This is a genomic window from Sphingobacterium spiritivorum ATCC 33861 (genome assembly GCF_000143765.1).
In the GTDB taxonomy this organism is placed as follows: domain Bacteria; phylum Bacteroidota; class Bacteroidia; order Sphingobacteriales; family Sphingobacteriaceae; genus Sphingobacterium; species Sphingobacterium spiritivorum.
The window spans coordinates 785,548-810,094 of record NZ_GL379770.1 but is presented as its reverse complement, the minus strand read 5'-3'; the positions used below and the strand labels follow the sequence as shown (position 1 = coordinate 810,094).

At 42.7% G+C, this 24,547-nt stretch carries 10 protein-coding genes; 5 read left to right on the top strand and 5 right to left on the bottom strand.

Annotation, left to right across the window (positions count from 1 at the left end; genetic code table 11):
- Positions 1-118 precede the first annotated feature (118 nt).
- A complete protein-coding gene (locus HMPREF0766_RS03700; protein ID WP_002993851.1) occupies positions 119-2,005 on the top strand; it encodes an OmpA family protein in 1,887 nt (628 codons plus the stop codon).
- A gap of 149 nt (positions 2,006-2,154) precedes the next feature.
- Here HMPREF0766_RS03700 and HMPREF0766_RS03695 read toward each other — a convergent pair whose 3' ends face one another.
- From HMPREF0766_RS03695 to HMPREF0766_RS03685, 3 genes are all read right to left on the bottom strand, one after another.
- A complete protein-coding gene (locus tag HMPREF0766_RS03695; protein WP_002993850.1) occupies positions 2,155-3,444 on the bottom strand; it encodes a WG repeat-containing protein in 1,290 nt (429 codons plus the stop codon).
- Positions 3,445-3,670: 226 nt separating this feature from the next.
- The gene (locus tag HMPREF0766_RS03690) at positions 3,671-4,744 is read right to left on the bottom strand and encodes a Gfo/Idh/MocA family protein (RefSeq protein WP_002993848.1); all 1,074 of its coding nucleotides are present in this window, start codon (positions 4,742-4,744) and stop codon (positions 3,671-3,673) included.
- A gap of 17 nt (positions 4,745-4,761) precedes the next feature.
- The gene (locus HMPREF0766_RS03685) at positions 4,762-6,042 is read right to left on the bottom strand and encodes a Gfo/Idh/MocA family protein (protein ID WP_002993846.1); all 1,281 of its coding nucleotides are present in this window, start codon (positions 6,040-6,042) and stop codon (positions 4,762-4,764) included.
- Positions 6,043-6,226: 184 nt separating this feature from the next.
- On the opposite strand from HMPREF0766_RS03685, the gene HMPREF0766_RS03680 reads away from it, so the two are divergent.
- The gene (locus HMPREF0766_RS03680) at positions 6,227-7,498 is read left to right on the top strand and encodes a DUF819 family protein (RefSeq protein ID WP_002993844.1); all 1,272 of its coding nucleotides are present in this window, start codon (positions 6,227-6,229) and stop codon (positions 7,496-7,498) included.
- 66 nt (positions 7,499-7,564) lie between these two features.
- On the opposite strand, the gene HMPREF0766_RS03675 is transcribed toward HMPREF0766_RS03680, so the two are convergent.
- Positions 7,565-8,872 carry a putative oxidoreductase C-terminal domain-containing protein gene (locus HMPREF0766_RS03675; protein ID WP_002993842.1) on the bottom strand — a complete coding sequence of 436 codons (1,308 nt, stop codon included), beginning with the start codon at positions 8,870-8,872 and terminating at the stop codon, positions 7,565-7,567.
- Between the two features lie 160 nt (positions 8,873-9,032).
- On the opposite strand from HMPREF0766_RS03675, the gene HMPREF0766_RS03670 reads away from it, so the two are divergent.
- Positions 9,033-10,289: a DEAD/DEAH box helicase gene (locus tag HMPREF0766_RS03670; RefSeq protein WP_236590554.1), complete on the top strand. Its 1,257-nt coding sequence runs from the start codon at positions 9,033-9,035 to the stop codon at positions 10,287-10,289.
- 128 nt (positions 10,290-10,417) lie between these two features.
- Here HMPREF0766_RS03670 and HMPREF0766_RS03665 read toward each other — a convergent pair whose 3' ends face one another.
- A complete protein-coding gene (locus tag HMPREF0766_RS03665) occupies positions 10,418-10,789 on the bottom strand; it encodes a winged helix-turn-helix transcriptional regulator (RefSeq protein WP_002993836.1) in 372 nt (123 codons plus the stop codon).
- An 83-nt stretch (positions 10,790-10,872) separates the two neighbouring features.
- Here HMPREF0766_RS03665 and HMPREF0766_RS03660 point away from each other — a divergent pair, with 83 nt between their 5' ends.
- The gene (locus tag HMPREF0766_RS03660) at positions 10,873-11,721 is read left to right on the top strand and encodes an NmrA family NAD(P)-binding protein (RefSeq protein ID WP_037459897.1); all 849 of its coding nucleotides are present in this window, start codon (positions 10,873-10,875) and stop codon (positions 11,719-11,721) included.
- Between the two features lie 1,092 nt (positions 11,722-12,813).
- The gene (locus HMPREF0766_RS21790; protein ID WP_052646369.1) at positions 12,814-24,480 is read left to right on the top strand and encodes an MBG domain-containing protein; all 11,667 of its coding nucleotides are present in this window, start codon (positions 12,814-12,816) and stop codon (positions 24,478-24,480) included.
- Positions 24,481-24,547: the final 67 nt, after the last annotated feature.

Here is a 24,547-nt window from a genome sequence, read left to right as displayed (position 1 = left end):
ATTGATTCAACCGCCTAAACCAGACATGCAAAAGTTATGATACCTACTGTTATGAATATACAACCCCTTATCAATCAGCAAAATTTAAGTATCTTTAACGGATTGAATATAGTTAGTTATGCGTTACAGTCTAATCCTGATTTTTATATGTGTCTTTTGTTATGCTTTTGCTCAAAAACCTTCCGGAAATGCAAAAGCACAGCAGCTCTATACATCTGCGAACAGACACCTGCAAAAAGGAGAATATTCTCCGGCAATAGAATTGTTGAAGGAAGCTGTAAAAATCGATGGTAACTTTGCATCTGCTTATCAGACTCTCGGCGATCTGTATCGCAAAACAGATCAATATGAAGAGGCCCGTCAGATGTATGAAAAAGTATTGAAAACAGATCCTGAACTGACTCCGCTCACTTACTTCGGCATTGGAGAATCCAGCCTGTTTACAGGTCATTACAAGGAGGCTCTGAACTACCTCGAAACCTATAAGAATAAAGTAAAACTGGCTGACAAAAGTGCTTTGCTGGTGAATAAATATATTGCAGACTGCAATTTCAGCCTTTCCTATTCTTCACCGGACACATTCGTCATGAACAAATTATCAGACGCAATCAACTCCACAGATGACGAGTATTTTCCAAAGCTGACGGCTGATAACAGAACTATTATTTTTACACGTAAAACAGCCAATCAGGAAAACTTTTACGAAAGTCATAATGATGGAAAGGTATGGTCTCAGGCTCAAAAATTAACAGGGCATATAAATTCTGATCAATTTAATGAAGGCGCACACTGTATTTCTCCTGATGGAAAATACTTGTTCTTTACGGGTTGTAACTGGCCAAACGGAATGGGCAGCTGTGACATCTACATCTCCAAAAAAGAAAACGGAATCTGGGGTGAGCCTTATAACCTTGGAGCTCCCATAAATTCCAAAGGATGGGAATCTCAGCCGGCTATTAGTGCAGACGGACGTACGCTTTATTTTGTCAGCAACAGACCAGGCGGAGTTGGCGGATATGACATATGGAAGAGTACACTTAATGCAAAAGAGGAATGGTCTGTTCCTGTTAATCTGGGTCCGCAGATCAATACCATCTTTGATGAAAGTGCTCCCTACATCCACGCGGATAACAGCAGCTTGTTCTTTGCTTCCAACGGATGGCCCGGATTCGGTCGGAAAGATATTTTTATAAGTAAATCAGATTCCCTGAACAAGTGGTCTGACCCTGTCAATCTGGGACATCCCATAAACAATTATTATGAACAAAATGCACTGTATGTAAGTATGAACGGGAAGATGGGATTTCTTTCCACGCAAATAGACGGACAGCAACAGCTGGATATTTACAGTTTTGATATCCCGGTAAAAAACCGGCCTCATCCTGTGGCATTTATCAAAGGACTGGTACTGGATGCAAAAACCTTATCTCCGGTGAAGGCCAGTATCACGGTTACGAATACCGCTACAAACCAGATTGTATTTCAAGACCAAAGTGACATCACCGACGGAGAATTTCTGGCGACCTTGCCAATCGGAAATCATTACGCCGTTCATGTACGTGAAAAAGGTTACTTATTTGAATCTATACCATATGCTTTGGACGATCCCCGTCACACAAATGAAGAATTTGAAGCCCGGATTTTATTGAAGCCTATTGAAGTGGATAAAAATGTAGTGCTGAACAACATTTTCTTTGCATTGAATAAATACGATCTTTTACCTTCCTCCACAAGTGATCTGAATACACTGGTTCTGTTTTTACAGGAAAATCCACTGATCCGCATAGAAATCGGAGGACACACAGACAATACAGGAAATGATCAGCTGAATAAGACACTCTCTGACAACAGAGCAAAAGCTGTTGTCAGTTATTTAATCGCAAGAGGCATTTCAGCTAACCGTCTTCTGGCAAAGGGATATGGCTCTAACCAACCTCTGGCTACAAACGAGACGGAAACAGGAAAAGCCTTGAACAGGAGAACTGAATTTAAGATTATTAAGTAGTCATAATACGGAGGAAAATTGCCCTGATTCCATCTAAAACAAAGATATTAGCAGACTACAGAAAAGAAAAAAGAAGGTCGATATTACCAAACTCTTATCAATAAAAAGCGCTGACATTTTTTAAAACCGTTCAGCTTCCTCCAGCATTCCTACTTTATAAAGCTACCGATAAAGTCGGATGCAGAAATGGTAGTCGCCTTTTTTTCACCTTCTTTTTCAACAAGATTCAGCTCACCTGCCGCATTCCACTTTACAGACTGATAAGAAGGTTTAACGATAAACTTACCATCCAGATCTATAACGCCATACTGGCCGTCTTTCTTCGCAAATACATATTCTGAATTGAGGGGTTGCATATCTTCCAGACTGTCAATAAGCACCTTACCTCCAATATCAGCCAGTCCGAAATTGGTATCGATCTGATACGAGTATACCTGATCATTCACAGGTTGAAAATGATTATATCCGGATGTATTAAGCACTTTACCGTCTTTACGTACCAACCAATATTTTTGATCCAGATCTGTCACGGCGGCAACGTCTTCTGTTATATTTTCTATGGTCTGATAATTGGCAGGTAACAGGATCTCTCCGCTCTTCTTCTTTAATCCTATGACAACATTTCCATCCCGGTTATCCGGAAACCATTGTACAGCTTCCTCAAGCTGCAGACCGCTTTTGAAGACCGCTAACAATTCTCCTCCTGAAGACAATCCGTTACCTGTATCCTGTACATCAACGATTTCCATTTCAGAAGGCAATTCAAAATAAGACGGATTAGCACTCATCCTCTCCACTTTAGTGGCTGCAAATCCTACGGTAGAGTCCTGTCCGTCCAGATCAAACTGCAGGATCGCTCCCGGCAGATGATTGGCAAAAGGAAGATTATCACTCGCATAGGCCGGAATCTCTTTGGCACACCACACCTGATAATTTACCTCTCCGAATCCGTGCTGTCCAAAATTTAGTTTATATTTCTGACAGGCATATCCCTGTATATCCCGTACTTCATCTGAGGGAGAAATAATCAGGTAGCTCACATCATCTCCTATATTCTTCACATCCGCAGCTTTGATGATACGATACGGATCCGGCAAAGCGTCTTTTGTAATGATATCATCTCCCTTTTGGAAAGCGTATACTTCCTTTTTAGGATATATGTACATAAACTGAGCTTCGTCCTTTCCTTTTATAACCCTGGATTTGTCTTTGGATATCCAGATTTTTTCTTTAAAATCTGCAGGTTTTGATTCCGGATAGAATGCTTCTGCAATATTTTGTTCAAATTCAGCCACATACTGTCCTGTGCGTGCAGTCCACCATTCAGCAGGTTTTGTACCTTTTGCTTCAAGATGAATTTGCCACACATCAGTCTGTGCCTGCGTATTTATTTGGGATAAGAACAGAAGGAATAATACAGATATGGAAATTTTCATCATCAAAACAAGTTAATACAATCTTTCTTTAACAAATTACAGACCAATTGATCAAAAAAAATTACAATGTTGAAAAATAGCATTGATGACGATAAGAAAGTAGCCCGGCATCCGGCTAAATCTTGTCATTATGATCTATAAGTACATGCCTCTCAACAAACATCAGACAATAATCACTGTACATTTTATAAATCCTTTGCTTAAAGTAGCGAGTCAGGGAAAATAATACTTACAGCAAACTTACCATCTGACCTGTCTTGACGGATTCATCGCAGGCAATAGCAATGCGTAAACTATTCAGGGCATCTTGCATGGATTTACTCAGATCCGGATTTTCACGTATAGCTTTTAAAAAGAAAAGTTGTTCTCTGTTGCAGAGTTCCTGATGATCGGGTTCGTCTTCCAGATGTATCCATTCATCTTTACGAACAAATTTATTTTGATCATCAATAGCTGCATGATGAATGCGCAGGGATTCCGTGCGTGTATGAGAGGCCACACTATCCGAATGCCCGCTACCAGACGCTTCATTAGCCACAATCGATACACAACCCAGAGGCCCGATCACATCCTTTACAAAAAAAGCAGTTTCACTCATCATAGGCCCCCAACCTGCTTCGTACCAGCCTACGCTACCATCATCAAAACGAATCTGCAACTGCCCGTAGTTATAATTATCTTCCGGAATATCATTTGTAAGCCGTGCTCCTATGGCCGAAACCTGTACAGGCCTGGCGTCTGTAAGCTGGCACATCACGTCAATGTAATGCACTCCACAGTCCACGATAGGACTAAGACTTTTCATGAGGTTACGATGGACATCCCACATATAGCCCTGACTTTGCTGATTAAGATTCATGCGCATAACCAGCGGATATCCCATCTGCCTGCCGGTTTCAATAAATTTGATCCATGAGGGATGGTGGCGAAGAATATAGCCGACGACCAGTTTTTTACCGGAACGTTCAGCTGCTGCTATCACTCTTTCTGCACCGGTAACTGTATCTGCAAGGGGTTTTTCGATAAACACATGCGCTCCGGAATCAAAAGCCATGACGGCATATGTCTCGTGTGTATCCGGATAAGTAGCAATACAGACTGCATCAGGCTTAGAATCGGCCAAAGCTTCTGCATAATCTTCATATAAAGGGTAGCTGGCATTCAGTCTTACATTCAGTTCCCTCTTACTATCCCCGCGAGATACCAGCCCGACGATCTCAAAGTCAGGAAGCTCATGATAAGCCTGTGCATGAGATGCGCCCATATTACCGCATCCTACTACTAATATTTTGATTTTTTGCATGAAAATCTGTTCAGATATTATCCAAAAGTTGTTAATCCCGGACGGGGAATAGGTAATTGATCTACTTTCATATTCCAGTCAAATTCATCCGAATGTGGACCCAATACGACTTGTGAATTCATTATCTCGTCATAAGTAATCGCTTTACCGGTATAAGCCGCAGTTCTTCCCCAGATTCCCAGCAGCGTTGATTTGGTCATTGAATCCCCGTCATTGATCACTTGTCCGTTACGAATAGCAGCAAACAGTTCATCATGCTGTGTCTGATACATATTGTTGAGTCTGCCTGTGAATTTCCAAGGATGTTCACCCAATACTTCATAACTGGACATCAGTTTGACATCTACCTGCCCCTGAGTCCCCATGACATCAACACTGTTACGTGATGTAGTCCCATTCTGCTGTCTGCTGAAATGGTAAGATTTCAATCCTCCTGCATAAGCATATTCTACAGCATAATGATCATATACATTGCCAAATTTATCCCATGGCTTAGCCTGTCTTCCTCCGGTGCCTGTCACCAGTTTAGGCAATTCGTCATTCATCACCCAAGACATAAAATCGACGCTGTGAATGGCTTGCTCCACCAGCATATCTCCCGAATAACGGGTATAGAACAACCAGTTGCGAAGCTGAAACTCCAGATCACTCCAGGAAGGTTGTCTGTCTTTGAATGTAAGTTCTCCGCCGTAACGAAAAGTAGACAGCCCCTTAACATCGCCAATGCTACCTGCTCTTACTTGTTTGATAATCTCCCGGTTTGGAGTAGAGTAACGAAAGCAAAAGCCACAGACAATATTGAGTTTTTTCTGCTTCGCAAGCTCGACTGCTTTACTCACCCGGTGAATACCCGGAATATCTACGGCTACAGGTTTCTCACAAAAGATATGCTTACCCGCCTTCACAGCTTCTTCCAGATGATCGGGACGAAAATTTGGAGGCGAACACAGCAATACAACATCTACGCCCGAATTTATAAGTTTTTTATAAGCGTCAAACCCTACAAACTTATTTTTATCATCCACATGGACACGCGCAGCATCTATTTCACGAAGGGTCGTAAGCGCATGTTCTAACTGATCCGGAAAAATATCAGCCAGGGCCGTTATTTCTACCTGAGGATCTGCTGCCAACGCCTGCGAAGCTGCCCCTGTTCCTCTTCCGCCACATCCGATCAAACCGACTTTGATCTTTTTTGCGGAAGTAGCATAGCCCAGATGGGGAATTGCTGCAAGTGATGCAGCCACGACCGCACTTTGTTTGATAAAGGTTCTTCTGTCCTGGTTCATTTCATTCATTTATAGAACTCTAAAATTAACAATTTTCACCTTACATAAAAAGTAAGCCGGGTATATTTCAAATATCCATCACTATAATTTTACAAATCAGCAATGCGTTTTTGTGCATTTTTTAAATCAAATCAATGGATAAGTTACAAATAATACATAACTTCACCCCACTAATCATCAATTCTAAACAACTATGGAAGAAAAATTACCAATTGTACAACCACTTATTACCAATGATGCTGTTGTTTTCGGCTTATTAATGGGAATTCTTGGTTTTATCTTTTATACTTCCAGTAAAAAGGGAGGCTTTTGGGCTAAGTTTTACAAATATTGTCCTTCCCTTGTGCTGTGTTACTTTGTACCAGCACTTCTGAATTCTTTTAATATCATCAACGGAGAAGTGTCTCAACTGGATGAAATGGCTTCTACCTATTTGCTTCCTACCAGTTTGATATTCTTTACTATTGGTATCGACATTCAGGGCCTTAAACAATTGGGGAGCAAATCGCTGATTATGTTTTTTACAGGAGCGATCGGTATTATTATAGGAGGCCCTATTGCTATTGCATTGATCGGAAGTGTATTTCCGTCCATTCTGCATTTCAACGGAGAAGAGACCTGGAGAGGTTTCGCAGCTATTGCAGGGAGCTGGATCGGAGGAAGTGCCAATCAGGCAGCCATGTTTAAAGTTTTCGGTTCTTCGGAATCATTATTCGGACAAATGGTAGCAGTAGATGTATTAATATCCAGTATCTGGATGGGATTATTGATCTATGGTGCTCAAAAATCCGAAAAGATAGATGCTTTTTTCAAAGCCGACACCTCATCACTCAAAAATCTTGAACGAAGACTGGAATCTATTCACCTGGCGGAAAGAGTCAAAGATGTATCGGTAGCCCAATGGTTTACCGTATTAGGTGTAGGATTTGCCGGAACCGGACTTGCTCACCTGTTGGGTAATTTTATCGGTCCCTGGTTTAAAGAAACCTGGCCGGCTTCTGAACAGTATTCCCTGACGAGTATTACGTTCTGGGTTATTATTGTGGCGACCACTATAGGAATGGTTCTTTCCTTTACAAGAGCACGAAAGCTTGAGAATTATGGTGCTTCCAATATGGGATCTATACTGCTCTATGTTCTGGTCGCTACCATCGGCATGAAAATGGACATCAAGGCATTACTGGACAACCCTGTATTCTTTTTAGTAGGAGTCGTGTGGATACTGATCCATATTATTCTCATGCTGGGGGTTGCGAAAATAATAAAGGCACCCTTCTTTTATGTGGCTGTTGCCAGTCAGGCGAATATCGGCGGAGCAGCATCTGCTCCTGTTGTAGCGGCAGCATTTAACAAATACTTAGCTCCTGTAGGTGTTCTACTTGCGGTGCTGGGTTACGCTGTCGGCACATATGGAGGTTATATCTGTGGTCTGCTTATGCAATATGTCTCCGGATTATTTCAGTAAAGCTGAGATTCAATACAAATATTTAACTAAGAATAGCGCGGGACAGATAACCCGCGCTATTTTTAGTTAAGGCGTTAACTGCTTTGCAGCATCGGATATCAATTGATATTTAGCCAGTATAAAAGATGTTTCCCACTCAGGAATAACACCTTTTTTATAATAATCGACAAAAGTTCTGACAGAACTTGCCATATACTTATCCGGATTCCTGTTAATCCCTTCCGGTAATAAGATCTTATACCTGCCCTCAGCTGTCCGTTCAAAATTAACAGCCTGAATACCGGTCTTAGCAAGAATTTCCTGAAGTTTTTTCTCAAAAACCTGCTTGTCTGCTGATTCTTTAGGTGTTATGTAAATGATGTTACGGCGATCTTCTGATTTGACTTCAACAGTAAAATTAACAGCCTGCAGTATGCCTTCAAAAGTATCACCTCTTTTTTCTTCAGAATCATAATCCCAATCCACCGCAACAGAGACGGCCTTGCCCTGAAGCAGATAACGAATTTCTGCATTTGAAGAGACAGCCAACTCATTGTACGGATTGATATACGTTTTCAGTTCATCAGGATAGGATTGCTGTCCGGTCAGATTGGCAAATTCATACCTGTTCAGCAATGCAGGCCATTTTCTGGACTTTAACAACTTCACATCTGCTGCATAATCCAGATTTTGTTCCGGCAAAGTAATCCAGTTAACAAGATCAAGATAAGGAGCAAGACCCGAAAATCCGTCTCCCTGCTTATTTACATCAAAAAACCAGACTGGTCTTTGGATCATATTCCCATCTTTCCACTCTACAAAATTCAGGTGTCTTGTCATAACAATTGCAGGGGTATCTTCAGAACCTGCAATCAGTCCGCCTGAAAATTCCTGTTGCGTCAATAAGGCTTTGACAATAACAGCTTCTTCGTAAAACCGTGCAGGAACCATATCGTAAATCAGCGCTTTTGTCTCTGCTGCCGAACGATACATATTTTGGAGATACTGCATACTCTGCCTGCCTGCCACAAGAGGCTGCTGCCCAAGTACAGCAATGCCATTTGCTGTTAACCGTTCACTTAATGCTCCTCTTTCTGTATTGAAACCGCCTACATATGCAACATTAGCTTTACGTCCCGACAACAATGCCCCTATTATATCTGTGGTATGGGTTTCTGAAACACGGAAGGTAGTATTCTCTTGCAGGAAGGGTGAATATGAAGGGTTAAAGACTGTTACCAGTGTATCCAGATCATTTGTCATCGAACGTACCACAGTTTGTGCAGTACTGTCCTGAGGATTGATCACAACAAGTGCAATATGCGATTGTTCCTGACAGGAGAGCATTCCTCCTAAAAGGACAAGGATAGCTATATTTCTAAAAAAATGTTTCATAATTACCGTCTGGGGAATACAGCAATGTTGCTGATTATTAGTCTCAAAAAAATTGAACCAAAATTACATTTTTATTTAAAACAAAAAACAGTTATTCTTTTAACTACCTTTGCAGCTGATTGATACTGACAAAAAAGTCAGCATTATAAAATTCAACAATTTGCAATTTAAAGATTTAAAACTTATAGCACCCATTCTGAAGGCACTGGACGCTTCAGGATATCAGAATCCCACACCTATTCAGGAACAAGCAATCCCTATCATCTTTCAGCGTAAAGATCTTCTGGCCTGCGCGCAGACGGGAACGGGAAAAACAGCAGCTTTTGCCATCCCAATCCTGCAGATGCTGACTTATTCCAAAGAAAAAACGGCTCAAAAAAGAATACGAACTTTAGTACTGACTCCTACACGTGAGTTAGCGATACAGATCAAAGAAAATTTTGATGCATACTCTAAAGAATTGCCGATCCGTAACCTGGTTATATACGGTGGTGTCGGGCAGCAACCGCAGCGTGATGCCTTAAGAAAAGGAATCGACATCCTGATTGCGACTCCTGGACGCTTACTGGACCTGTATAATCAGGGGTTTATAGACCTCAAACAACTCGAGTATTTCGTACTGGATGAAGCGGACAGAATGTTGGACATGGGATTTATCCATGATGTTAAAAAGGTGATCTCTATTATTCCGAAAAAAAGACAGACCTTGTTGTTTTCAGCAACAATGCCTGCAGAGATTCAAAAACTGGCATCCCATATTCTGGAAGATCCAAGTAAAGTAGAAGTAACTCCGGAATCTACCACCGCAGAAAAAATACAGCAGTCCGTTTATTTTGTCAGCAAATCAGACAAACGTCACCTGCTTACGCATCTGCTCAAATCCGAAAATATTGAACATACGCTGGTATTCTCCAGAACGAAACATGGTGCTGACCGAATTGCTAAAGATCTGGCAAAACAGGGTATACAAGCTGCGGCTATCCATGGTAACAAATCACAATCGGCCAGACAAAATGCACTGAATAATTTCAAAGACCGCAAACTTCGCGTATTGGTAGCTACAGACATCGCAGCCAGAGGGATTGATATCGATGATCTTTCTTATGTGATTAACTTTGATCTTCCCAATATCCCGGAATCTTATGTACACCGTATAGGTCGTACCGGACGTGCCGGAAAGGACGGAAAAGCAATTTCATTCTGTGATGATGAAGAATACGCTTATCTGCTGGATATTGAAAAATCCATTCGTATGGAAATACCAAGAGTCGAAGATCAACCTTACAGCTTACACATCTCTCCGAAGAAACCCGGACAAGCGGCTAAGAAACCTGGTACGGACAAAAACAGAAGCAAAGCCCGATCGGGTGCCAGTAAAAAACCATTCAGAAGAGGTAAATTCAAAACAAAAGATTAACCTATCTTCTACTTATATATTAATTCCCTTCATTCTTTTAATAACAAAAAATGCAGGGAATTTTATTTTAAAGCTACTTTACTCCACCTTTATTAACGCTATATTACTCCAGCTGTACTATAACCTTATTATTTTATAAGCTTTTCGGTTATTTTCGATCGATGCAAGTCTCCCCAGGCAATCAGTTCACTGATCAATGGTTTAAGTGTATACCCGTGACGTGTAAGCTCATATTCCATTTCCGTACGATATCTGGATTTTATTTTTTTAGAGATTAGCATATTTATTTCCAGATTTTTCAATTCCAGAGAAAGCATTCTGTCTGTAATCGTCTCAAGTTCTGTTGAAAGTTCTCTAAAACGCTTCGGACCATCCAGTAAGACAGCTATTATACGTATCCTCCATTTTCCCTGAATAGTATCCAATGCATCTTTTATAAGCATTAATGTCCTCGATGACTGTAGAGGACAATCCGTATGTTCAATTTGACTGTGTTCCATATTACTATACTCTGTTATAGTACCCGATTGATCAGCAAGTTAAAACTATATTTTTGTTCGGCACAATAAAAATCATGATCAATATGGAAGTCACAAAAAACAATAAGACAATCTTAGTTATCGGCGGGTCGGGTAAAAACGGAAGCCGTGTAGTCCGCAAACTAAGGGAACTGAATTATCCTACATTTTCTACAGTTCGCAAAGGGAACACAGCTCAGGCAGATGTCCGCATATTTGAGTGGAAAGATATCTCAACATGGGAGGCAGCTTTAACAGATATTGACAGTATATACATTGTTCATCCGGATACTTCCATGCCAGAAGCGTATACAGAGATCAAGGAGTTAACTGAAAAATCAGTGGAAATGGGTGTCACCAGATTGGTTCTTCTTTCAGGAAGAGGACAGCAATCTGTTGTAGAATGTGAAGATGCTATAAGAAATTCAGGATTAAAGTGGACAATAGTCCGATCCGCATGGTTCAATCAGAATTTTACAGAAGGTCATTTTGCAGCTGGTATACAGCATGGCGAACTTACTTTTATGGCAGACAAGGTGAAAGAACCTTTTGTAGATCTGGAAGATCTGTCAGACGTAATCGTTCAGTGTCTGATTGATGACAAACATGACCATCACATTTACGAAGTGACAGGTTCTACACTATACAGTTTTGAGGAAGCGGTACAGATAATAGGTGCAGCTAAAGGAAAACCGGTCCGCTATATACATGCAGATGCGGACAATTATTATGAGCTTCTGGTAAAACATGGTTTACCTCAAGACCTTGCCACTCATATGATCGGAGCGTTTGCGGAAATACTCGATGGCAGAAATGCAAATATTGGTGATGGAATTGAAAAAGTACTGGGGCGTCCACCTGTTTCATTCACAACATTCGTAAAAAATAATTTTCAGACTGATGAAGGCAAATAATATGGCCTGCAGCTTGTCTGATAAGCAATAATGATAACGTACCGTTGCCGATTGACAACGATACGTTACCATATTAAACTGTTTCTGCTGCTTCTAATCTTAAAGCGGCAACTTCTGAAGGATGTAAAGCCAATAAAGCATGTCCAGCATCCAGATGAATAGTTTTCTTGATCCCCATCCTTTCAACCATTTCCTGCTGTGCTTAGGGAGGAATCCACGATCGTCATCCGATATCTGATAACAGTTGGGTTTTGCAACTCAGGCAGAATTTTCAGTTTCTGATATTATGGCACCACACCTTATGAATGACATACTAATAATACCTTCCCTATCTGTGAATTTATGAGATCTGAAGTCTTATTAGGCTTAACAATGCAGATACTCCACCAATTCCTTAATTCAATTATTATCATGATATTAAATAAACAGCGTAGCAAATACAAACTCGTATAACTCTATTTTATGCGCAGACTATTATATTTTTTGCACTTAAAGAACATTTAAATGATTAATTCGAATATTTAACCATATTCAACGATATTATTTTTGCAAAAAAAATCTATTTGAGGTATATGTAAATTGTCTTCATCGACAAGATATAAGTATCGCCGAATATGTCTTTTATTGTTAGGTCTACATCTGATAATAAAATATAGTTGATTCATGTAATCATACGAAGCTTAAAAGCAGATTGTTACGTTTTATCGAAATGATAAAATGATGCTATCTCCTTTTTGGACTCTTATAATTATTTGCAGCTTTCTAAAGGGAGAATCGGACACTCTTCCTGATAACGCAGATTTTTTTACTGAAAACAATTGTATTCAGTTTAATATGACCATCACTTTAAGTGAAATATCTGATAATACAGTAAAGTCACATGACGGCAGCAGTTTTACGGAGTATCATTATGCGGTTTAATACGAATAACAGGTACTCACTTTATAAAAACCATAGTCATATCATTACTCTGCATCTACCATCTTTCAATCGTCACCGTATTTGTGTCGGTATAATTATTATTCAATACGTTTCATCCCTTTTAATTGATCCGCTACAACTGGGATGCCGCCAAAGAGATTTATATACTTTATGAATATTTTCAATATATTAAAAACACTCCCTCTCCTATTGATTCTGATTAACGTCAATAGTTTTGGGGCATCCCACACATTGATCAGCGGAAACAAACATGCTACGCATAAAAGCATTGAAAACACCGCGCTTAAAACTAATAAAGAGCCGGTAGATCTTCCAGATCCGTCAAAAGCCACAAAACGGTCATTAGCAAATATTTCAGCCAATACCTGCAAAAGTATAGCCGGAAAAAACAGCATGCCTGTCAGAGCAGTTGCTGTTCCGGCAGGCATCTCTATAGCCAGCAACAGTATTACCGCAAAAGCAGCGCACAGCTACACAACAGATATTAACGGCATACTCTACGTCAAAAAAGGAGCAACCGGTACAGGCGACAGTTGGAACAATGCTATGGGTGAACTGGCAGATGCACTGCTGTTTGCGAAAAACAACAATGCAGTAGCCACAAACCAACAAGTCAAACAAATCTGGGTGGCAGGCGGAACCTACACCCCCATGTATAGCCCTGCTGACAACAATTTTGGAACCCCGGATGTACAAAACAACGCCTTTCTACTGGTAAAAGATGTAAAACTTTACGGTGGTTTTGCCGGCACAGAAACCAGTCTTGACCAGCGAAACCTGAGCTTGTCAACCAACAAAAGTATATTAAGCGGGGATCTGGATCATGACGGAACAGCCAGTAACAACGATGCCTACCATGTACTCATCAGCGTAAGAAACACCAGTACAGATGAAATTAATGGCTTCACCATTACCGGAGGAAATGCCAACAACACCTCCAGCTCCATCATCGTCAACGGACTAACTATTGAACAGGATAGCGGTGCAGGAATTTACAACAGCGTGTCATCCTTAATAATCAACAATTGCAAATTCACAGGCAGTCTGGCATCCGATTATGGGGGTGCCATATACAACTTTAAATCCTCTGTAAGCATCACCCAAAACAGCTTTTCGGGCAACAAAGCAAATATATCCGGAGGTGCCATATATAATTTCCAATCGTCTTCTCCCGTTATTGCCGATTGTACATTTGCCGCTAATACTGCTTTAAATTCAGGAGGTGCAATATACAACAACCAATCGCATCCCAAAATTGCCAACAGCATCTTTAGAGCCAACACAGCCAATCGTGCAGGAGCCATATTCAACAGCGACTCGGGACCAAAAATATACAACACCCTCTTTGTAAAAAACAATGCACTTACAGCCGGATCAGGTGCTATCTATCATAACAACAACAGTCCTGGAAACGGTTTTACACTCGCCAACTGCATCGTCTATGGCAATACAGGAGGTACTACAAGCTGGGCGGGAGGTATACATAGCACATCAGGTTGCAATATTTACAATTCCGTGATTTGGGGTAACCAGGGCGGGCAACTTACCGGTACGTTCATTACAAAAAACAGTTTGGTACAGGGGTTTAGCAGTACAGCAGACGGCAATCTGGATGCTACCAACATAAATGTAGCGCAGCTTTTCAACAATCCGAATGGAGCAGACGGCATCCTCGGTACAGCAGATGACAATTTCAATTTAATAGCAGGCAGTCCCCTTATCGAAAAAGGTGACAACACCCTATATACCAGTATAGGAGGCAACCTCAGTACAGACAAAGATCTTGCAGGCAATGCACGTTTTCAGGGAACAAAAATAGACATCGGCGCATTTGAAATGACCCTGTTGCCTCAAACCATAACAGTGACCGATATGGTCAAAACCTACGGTGACACACCCTTTGTACCAACTGCAACAGCAAGCTCCGGTCTCGAAGTCAGCTATTTAACCTCAGACAACAGCATAGCCGAACCCTTTCAGGACACTGCAGACGGCAACAAATGGAAACTAAAAATAAAAAGAGCCGGACAGGTAAACGTCAGAGCAAAGCAAGCGGGTGACGCAACCTACAATCCCGCACCTGATGTATTCTTTACACTCACCATAGAAAAAGCACCCTTAACCATCACTGCCCATGCCAAATCAAAAGAGTCCGGCGCAGCAGACCCCGTACTGACCTATACAACTAACGGATTGCTAAATGGCGACACCCCCAATACCATATTTTTCGGCACTTTGCAAAGAACCATTGGTGAAGCCGCAGGCACCTATCCCATTACACAGGGAACCCTGGGAGCGCATAACTATACCATCAGCTATACCGGAGCAGATTTTACCATCACCAATGCTCCCGGAGATTTTATTACCGTATGGGACATGACCAAAGTAAGTACAGGTACAAATATAAGTATCAATATTACTACGTTGCCATCGCCAAATAATAAGGTGAAATACTTCTGGACAGCACCCGATGGCAGTTACAACAGTGGCACCGTCACTACATCGGGCAGCCACGTGATTACCACCATACCGGCTAACAAGCCAAGGATCACACTCCACATAAAACCAGAGAATCTGGCATCAGTTGTCATTTATAATGACCCTCGTATTATCGATGTTGCCCAATGGGGAACCGCCGAATGGCGCACTATGCAAAGTGCCTTCTTAGTGTGTCCTAACCTCAATATTACGGCTACAGACATACCGGACCTGAGTAGGGTAACCGATATGAGAAACATGTTTGCTGACTGTTCCTCACTCAACGGTCCGGCCAATATAGGAAGCTGGAATACATCAAATGTCACCAATATGATTCAGCTCTTTGGCAGGGCAACCCGTTTCAATCAGGACATCAGCAATTGGGACACACAAAATGTAACCACCATGGCGTATATGTTCAGAGAAGCACGTGCCTTTAATCAGAATATTGGCAACTGGAATACGGAAAAGGTGACCGATATGGAAGCTATGTTTGATAATGCTTCTGTATTTAACCAGGACATCAGCAACTGGAACACGGCAAACGTGACCAATATGTCAAAAATGTTTTCATCTGCTCCGGTTTTCAATCAGAATATTGGCAGTTGGAATACGTCAAAGGTAACCAATATGTCATATATGTTTCAATATACCGGGGCTTTTAATGGCGATATTAGCAGTTGGAATACCGCAAATGTAACCAATATGTGGGGAATGTTTTATTCCACAGGAGCTTTCAATCAAAACATAGGTAACTGGGATACCTCAAACGTAACCTATATGGGGGGAATGTTTTGGAATGCCCAGGCATTTAATCAGGACATCAGCAGCTGGAATACAGCTAAAGTAACCAGTATGGCCTATATGTTTGCAGATAGTCGTGCATTTAATAAAGACATTGGCAACTGGAATACGTCAAACGTAACCGATATGGCATATATGTTTCGAGCTAATCAGGCATTTAATAAAGACATTGGCAACTGGAATACGTCAAAGGTAACCAATATGGCATATATGTTTTACGGTGCGTCATTATTCAACCAAAACATAGGTGGCTGGCAGCTTAATCCTGCTGTCAACATGACCCATATGTTGTCTTACTCACGCATGGATTGCCAGAACTATTCGTTTACCCTTAACGGATGGGCAAATAATCCAAATACACCATCAGGGCGTACATTGGGAGTTATGGGCAAACAATACGGTACCAATGCCGTAGCAGCAAGAACAGTACTGACGGGTACCAAAGGCTGGACCATTACCGGTGACAGCCCAAGCGGACAAAGCTGCGGACTATCACAAACCATTACAGCGACCGACATGGTCAAAACCTACGGCGATGCTCCTTTTGTACCAATGGCTACAGCAAGCTCCAATCTGGAAGTAAGCTATACATCTGCGGATAACAACATAGCCGAAGCCTTTCAAGACAGTGCCGACGGCAACAAATGGAAAATCAAAATTAAAAAGGCAGGACAAGTCAATATTTTCGCAAAACAGGCAGGCAATGAAACCTACAATCCTGCAACGAATGTTATTTTTAAATTAACCATAAACAAAGCCGCATTGACAGTAACCGCCAATGCCCTATCAAAAGAATACGGTACCATAGACCCAGTATTGACCTATGCTACTACAGGTTTAGTAAACAACGATGACCAGACAGTACTGACAGGAACACTGAGCAGAGCAGCAGGCGAAGCAGTAGGTATCTATACTATATCTCAAGGTACATTAGACGCTGAAAACTATTCCATTACCTACACCGGAGCGGATTTCACCATCACCAAAGCAACCCTGAACATTGTAGCCGATGCCAAGTCTAAAGTATACGGTTCCGTAGATCCGGCATTGACCTATACTGTTACCGGATTAGCTAATGGTGATGATCAGAGCATTATCACAGGTGCTTTAACCAGGGCAGCAGGCGAAAACATCGGCACCTATGCTATCAATCAAGGATCTTTGGCAACAACAGCAAACTACTACATCGTTTACACCGCAGCGGATTTCGACATTACCAAAGCAACCTTAATTATTAGAGCAGATGCCAAGTCCAAAGTATACGGTACGGCCGATCCTGCCTTGACGTATACCGTAACCGGACTTGAAAACGGTGACGACCAAATCATCATCACGGGAGCTTTAACCAGAGTTGCAGGAGAAAACATTGGTACCTATGCGATTAAACAAGGAACATTGTCAACTACGGCTAACTACGACATCGTTTACACCGGAGCTGATCTTACCATCACCAAAGCAACGCTAAACATTGTTGCCGATGCCAAGTCCAAAGTATACGGTTCATCCGATCCTGCCTTGACGTATACGGTAACCGGATTTGAAAACGGTGACGACCAGAGCATCATCACAGGTAATCTGACCAGAGTTGCAGGAGAAAACATTGGTACCTATGCGATTAAACAAGGAACATTGTCAACTACGGCTAACTACGACATCGTTTACACCGGAGCTGATCTTACCATCACCAAAGCAACGCTAAACATTGTTGCCGATGCCAAGTCCAAAGTATACGGTTCAGCCGATCCAGCATTGACGTATACGGTTACCGGATTTGCAAACGGTGACGACCAAAGCATTATCACAGGTAATCTGACCAGAGTAGCAGGCGAAAACATCGGTACGTATGCGATTGAACAGGGAACATTGGCAACAACTGCCAACTACGACATCACCTACACCGCAGCGGATTTAACCATTACTAAGGCAACGCTAAACATTGTAGCCGATGCCAAAACCAAAGTATACGGTTCAGGCGATCCTGCACTGACCTATACCGTGACCGGATTTGCAAACGGAGATGATCAGTCTGTTATCACGGGAGCATTGACCAGAGTAGCAGGCGAAAACATCGGTACCTATGCTATCAATCAAGGATCTTTGGCAACAACAGCAAACTACGACATCACCTACACCGGAGCCGATTTCACTATTACCAAAGCAACGCTGAACATTGTAGCGGATGCCAAATCCAAAGTATACGGAACATCTGATCCTGCCTTGACCTATACCGTTACCGGATTTGAGAACGGTGATGACCAAAGCATTATCACGGGAACACTCATCAGAATCGCAGGCGAATCTGTAGGAACCTACAATATCGAACAGGGAACCTTAGTAGCAAGTAACAACTACGATATTGTTTATACAGCAGCGGATTTCGACATTACCAAAGCAACACTAAACATTGTTGCCGAAGCAAAATCCAAAGTATACGGTTCAGCCGATCCTGCACTGACCTATACCGTAACCGGGTTGGAAAACGGAGACGGCCAAAGCATTATAACAGGTGCTTTAATCCGAGTTGCAGGTGAAGCGGTAGGAACGTACAATATCGGACAGGGTACATTGGCAACGACAGCCAACTACGACATCACATTCACAAGTGCTGATTTCAATATCACCAAAGCAACCCTGAACATTGTAGCGGATGCCAAGTCCAAAGTATACGGTTCGACAGATCCTGTCTTGACGTATACCGTAACCGGATTTGAAAATGGCGATGATCAGTCTGTTATCACAGGTAATCTGACCAGAGTAGCAGGCGAAAACATCGGTACGTACGCGATTGAGCAAGGTACGTTGTCAACAACAGCCAACTACGATATTACCTATACCGGTGCTGATTTCACCATCACCAAAGCAACCTTGAATATTGTTGCGGATGCCAAAACCAAAGTATACGGTTCGGCAGACCCTGCCTTTACCTATACCGTAACAGGATTAGCTAATGGCGATGACCAAAGCATCATCACAGGTAATCTGACCAGAGTAGCAGGGGAAAACATCGGTACTTATGCCATCCTGCAAGGTACGCTGGGCACGACAGCCAACTACGACATCGTCTACACCGGAGCGGATTTTAATATTACTAAAGCGACCTTAATTATTAGAGCAAATGCAAAAACCAAAGTATACGGCTCGGCAGATCCTGCCTTGACGTATACCATAACCGGATTTGAAAACGGAGATGATCAGTCTGTTATCACAGGTGCGTTAACAAGAGTTAGCGGAGAAAACATCGGTACTTATGCCATCCTGCAAGGTACGCTGGGCACGACAGCCAACTACGACATCGTCTACACCGGAGCGGATTTTAATATTACTAAAGCGACCTTAAACATTGTTGCAGATGCCAAGTCCAAAGTATACGGCTCGGCCGATCCTGCCTTGACCTATACCGTCACCGGTTTAGCAAACGGAGATGATCAGTCTGTTATCACAGGTGCATTGACCAGAACAGCAGGCGAAGCGGTAGGAACTTACAATATCGAACAGGGAACATTGGCAACAACGGCGAACTACGATATCACCTACACCGGAGCAGATTTAACCATTACCAAAGCAACCCTGAACATTGTAGCGGATGTCAAGTCCAAAGTATACGGTTCAGCCGATCCGGAATTGACCTATACCGTTACCGGATTTGAAAACGGAGACGATCAAAGCATCATCACAGGTGCGTTAACCCGAGTTGCAGGAGAAGCGGTAGGAACGTACAGCATTGAACAAGGAACGTTGACAGCTACAGCTAACTACGACATCGTTTACACCGGAGCGGATTTCGACATTACCAAAGCAACCTTAATTATTAGAGCAGATGCCAAGTCCAAAGTATACGGTTCGGCTGATCCTGTCTTGACGTATACCGTAACCGGATTTGAAAACGGTGACGATCAAAGTATTATCACGGGAACGTTAACAAGAGTTAGCGGAGAAAACATCGGTACGTATGCGATTGAACAGGGAACTTTGGCAACAACGGCTAACTACGACATCACCTACACCGCAGCGGATTTTAATATCACCAAAGCCACCTTAAACATCGTAGCTGATGCAAAATCCAAAGTATACGGTTCAGCCGATCCTGCCTTGACCTACACCGTAACCGGACTTGAAAACGGAGACGATAATTCTATTATCACAGGAGCTTTAACAAGAGTCGCCGGAGAAAACATCGGTACTTATGCCATTGAGCAGGGTACGTTGGCAACAACAGCAAACTACGACCTTGTATACACCGCAGCGGATTTCGACATTACCAAAGCAACCTTAATTATTAGAGCAGATGCCAAATCCAAAGTATACGGTTCGGCTGATCCTGTCTTGACGTATACCGTAACCGGATTTGAAAACGGTGACGATCAAAGTATTATCACGGGAACACTCATCAGAACAGCAGGCGAAGCCATCGGTACGTATGCGATCAATCAAGGAACTTTGTCAACTACGGCAAACTACGACATCACCTACACCGGAGCGGATTTTAATATTACTAAAGCGACACTGAACATCGTGGCTGATGCCAAGTCCAAAGTATACGGTTCGGCAGATCCTGCCTTGACCTATACCGTTACCGGATTAGCTAATGGTGATGATCAGAGCATTATCACAGGTGCTTTAACCAGAGTAGCAGGCGAAAACATCGGTACCTATGCTATCAATCAAGGATCTTTGGCAACAACGGCAAACTACGACATCGTTTACACCGCAGCGGATTTCGACATTACCAAAGCAACTTTAATTATTAGAGCAGATGCGAAAACCAAAGTATACGGTTCGGCAGATCCTGCCTTGACCTATACCGTAACAGGATTAGCTAATGGCGATGATCAGTCTGTTATCACAGGAGCTTTAACAAGAGTCGCCGGAGAAAACATCGGTACCTATGCAATTGAGCAGGGTACGTTGGCGACGACAGCAAACTACGACATCGTCTACACCGCAGCGGATTTCACCATCACTAAGGCGACGCTAAACATTGTAGCGGATGCCAAATCCAAAGTATACGGCTCGGCCGATCAGGCATTGACCTATACCGCTACCGGTTTTGTAAACAACGATGACCAGACAGTACTGACAGGAACACTGAGCAGAGCTGCTGGCGAAGCGGTAGGAACCTACAACATCGAACAAGGTACATTGGCGACGACAGCGAACTACGACATCATTTATACAGGAGCGGATTTCGACATTACCAAAGCGACCTTGATTATTAGAGCAGATGCCAAAACCAAAGTATACGGTACAGCCGATCCTGCCTTGACGTATACCGTAACAGGATTAGCTAATGGCGATGATCAGTCTGTTATCACAGGAGCGTTAACCCGAGTTGCAGGCGAAGCTGTAGGAATCTACAACATCGAGCAAGGTACGTTGGCAACAACAGCGAACTACGACATCACCTACACCGGAGCCGATTTCAATATCACCAAAGCGACCCTAAACATCGTGGCTGATGCCAAGTCTAAAGTATACGGTTCGGCCGATCCGGGATTGACCTATACCGTAACCGGATTTGAAAATGGCGATAATCAAAGTATTATCACGGGAGCATTGTCAAGAACCGCAGGCGAAGCGGTAGGAACATACAAAATCGAACAAGGAACATTGGCGACGACAGCAAACTACGACATCACCTACACCGGAGCCGATTTCAATATCACCAAAGCGACCCTGAACATCGTGGCTGATGCCAAGTCTAAAGTATACGGAACAACCGATCCGGCATTGACCTATACCGTAACCGGATTTGAAAATAGCGATAATCAAAGTATTATCACGGGAGCATTGTCAAGAACCGCAGGCGAAGCGGTAGGAACATACAAAATCGAACAAGGAACATTGGCGACGACAGCAAACTACGACATCACCTACACCGCAGCAGATTTCAATATCACTAAGGCAACATTGAACATTGTAGCCGATGCCAAGTCCAAAGTATACGGCTCGGCAGATCCGGCACTGACCTATACCGTTACCGGATTTGCAAACGGTGATGATCAGTCTATCCTTACAGGAGCATTGTCAAGAACAGCAGGCGAAGTGGTAGGAACCTACAACATCGAACAGGGCACATTGGCGACGACAGCGAACTACGACATCACCTACACCGCAGCGGATTTTAATATTACCAAAGCGACCTTAAACATTGTTGCAGAGGCAAAAACCAAAGTATACGGTTCAGTAGATCCGGCATTGACCTATACCGTAACAGGTTTCGCTAACAATGACGACCAAAGCATTATCACAGGAGCGTTAACCCGAGTTGCAGGTGAAGCTGTAGGAACCTACAACATCGAACAAGGAACGTTGGCAACAACAGCCAACTACGACATCACCTACACCGCAGCGGATTTTAATATCACTAAAGCAACACTGAACATCGTAGCGAATGCCAAATCCAAAGTATACGGTTCAGCCGATCCAGCATTGACGTATACGGTAACCGGACTTGAAAACGGTGACGATCAAAGTATTATCACGGGAGCACTCATCAGAATCGCAGGTGAATCTGTAGGAACTTATAACATCGAACAAGGTACGTTAGGCACGACAGCCAACTACGACATTACCTACACCGCAGCGGATTTCACCATTACGAAAGCCACCCTGAGCATCGTGGCCGATGCCAAAACCAAAGTATACGGCTCGGCAGATCCTGCCTTGACGTATACCGTAACCGGGTTTGAAAATGGCGATGACCAAAGCATTATCACAGGAGCGTTAACCCGAGTTGCAGGAGAAGCGGTAGGAACGTACAGCATTGAACAAGGAACGTTGACAACTACGGCAAACTACGACATCACATTCACAGGTGCTGATTTCAATATCACTAAGGCAACGCTAAACATCGTAGCTGATGCCAAGTCCAAAGTATATGGTTCAGCCGATCCGGCACTGACCTATACCGTAACAGGATTAGCTAATGGCGATGATCAAAGCATTATCACAGGAGCGTTAACCCGAGTTGCAGGAGAAGCGGTAGGAACGTACAACATTGAACAAGGAACCTTGGCAACAACGGCAAACTACGACATCACCTACACCGCAGCGGATTTCACCATTACCAAAGCAACCTTAAACATTGTAGCGGATGCAAAAAACAAAGTATACGGCTCTGCCGATCCGGCACTGACCTATACAGTAACAGGTTTCGCTAACAATGACGACCAAAGCATTATCACGGGTAATTTAGCAAGAGTGGTGGGGGAAGAAGCTGGCATTTACCCTATTGAACAGGGAACCTTATCAGCTGGTGCAAACTACCATATCACTTATACAGGTGCTGACTTTACTATTACAGGAGGTACCTTGCTCATTAGTGCTAATCCCAAATCTAAAGTGTATGGAACTGCAGATCCCGTACTTACTTACACAGTTACAGGTTTTGTCAATGGAGATGATCAGAGCATAATTGAAGGGACTTTGTCAAGAGTAGCCGGAGAGCAGGCCGGAAATTATACTATTAAACAGGGAACATTGAGTGCAAAAGGGTACATTATTAAATATACAGAAGCACCCTTTGTCATTTCCAAAGCTAAGCTGAAAATCGTTGCGGATGACAAAACAAAATTCTATGGCACAACCGATCCGGCATTGACATACAAGGTCACCGGATTAGTGAACGGTGATAACCCATCTGTTGTCAAAGGATCCTTAACCAGAACTGCAGGAGAAGCCGTAGGCACCTATATTATCCGGCAAGGTACTTTGGAAGCAGGTACTAACTACGACATCAACTTTACTCAGGCGGAGTTTGTGATTTCAAAAATCACACTCTATACCATTTCTCTCCATGATGCAACATTCACCTACGATGGATCCCGAAAATCTATACTGATATCAGGAGATCTTCCGGCAGGTGTGACCGTTACTTATACCGGAAACGGGCAAACCAATGCAGGGAGCTATATCGTAACAGCAGATATAGACGGAGGAAGTAACTACAACAGTTTCTCTCTACAGGCTACATTAAAGATTAATAAAGCAAAACAGATTATCACATTCAAAGAGATTGTGCCGGTCTATCGTGATGCTGGTACAGTGAAGCTCGATATCAGCAGCAACAGCTCACTTCCGATAAAAATATACAGTGATAATAAACTGGTCGCGGAAGTAACAGGAGATCAGGAAGTAACCGTACGCGGTGTAGGGCTGGCTCTTATCACAGCTGAACAGAGCGGAAATGACAACTATATCGCTGCAGAGCCCGTAATAAGACAGCTGAGAGTAAGGAATGAAGAGGGTGCAAAACTCCCGTTAAGAGTCCACAAAGCAGTATCACCAAACGGTGATGGGATAAACGAATATCTGCGTATTGAAGGTATAGACGAGTATCCCGACAACCAGATTGTAATATTCGATGCTAACGGTAATCTCATCCAGAAGATTCGCGGGTATGTCAATGAAACCAACTGTTTCAACGGAATAAAAGCAAGCCGGAAAGTACCTTCAGGAACATATTTCTACGTACTGGAAGTCAAAATAGATGACAAATGGCAGCATGAAAAAGGATTCTTTGTGGTCAGGTATTAGCAAGTAAGAACCGGAAAACAGACACTGTTCTTCCGGCTTCTTACCCCCATTATCTGGAAATAAGACC

Excerpts from the sequence above, each read along its gene's own strand:
- HMPREF0766_RS03700 (WP_002993851.1), top strand. The coding sequence starts at position 119 with ATGCGTTACAGTCTAATCCTGATTTTTATATGTGTCTTTTGTTATGCT.
- HMPREF0766_RS03695 (WP_002993850.1), bottom strand. The coding sequence starts at position 3,444 with ATGATGAAAATTTCCATATCTGTATTATTCCTTCTGTTCTTATCCCAA.
- HMPREF0766_RS03690 (WP_002993848.1), bottom strand. The coding sequence starts at position 4,744 with ATGCAAAAAATCAAAATATTAGTAGTAGGATGCGGTAATATGGGCGCA.
- HMPREF0766_RS03685 (WP_002993846.1), bottom strand. The coding sequence starts at position 6,042 with ATGAATGAAATGAACCAGGACAGAAGAACCTTTATCAAACAAAGTGCG.
- HMPREF0766_RS03680 (WP_002993844.1), top strand. The coding sequence starts at position 6,227 with ATGGAAGAAAAATTACCAATTGTACAACCACTTATTACCAATGATGCT.
- HMPREF0766_RS03675 (WP_002993842.1), bottom strand. The coding sequence starts at position 8,872 with ATGAAACATTTTTTTAGAAATATAGCTATCCTTGTCCTTTTAGGAGGA.
- HMPREF0766_RS03665 (WP_002993836.1), bottom strand. The coding sequence starts at position 10,789 with ATGGAACACAGTCAAATTGAACATACGGATTGTCCTCTACAGTCATCG.
- HMPREF0766_RS03660 (WP_037459897.1), top strand. The coding sequence starts at position 10,873 with ATGGAAGTCACAAAAAACAATAAGACAATCTTAGTTATCGGCGGGTCG.
- HMPREF0766_RS21790 (WP_052646369.1), top strand. The coding sequence starts at position 12,814 with ATGAATATTTTCAATATATTAAAAACACTCCCTCTCCTATTGATTCTG.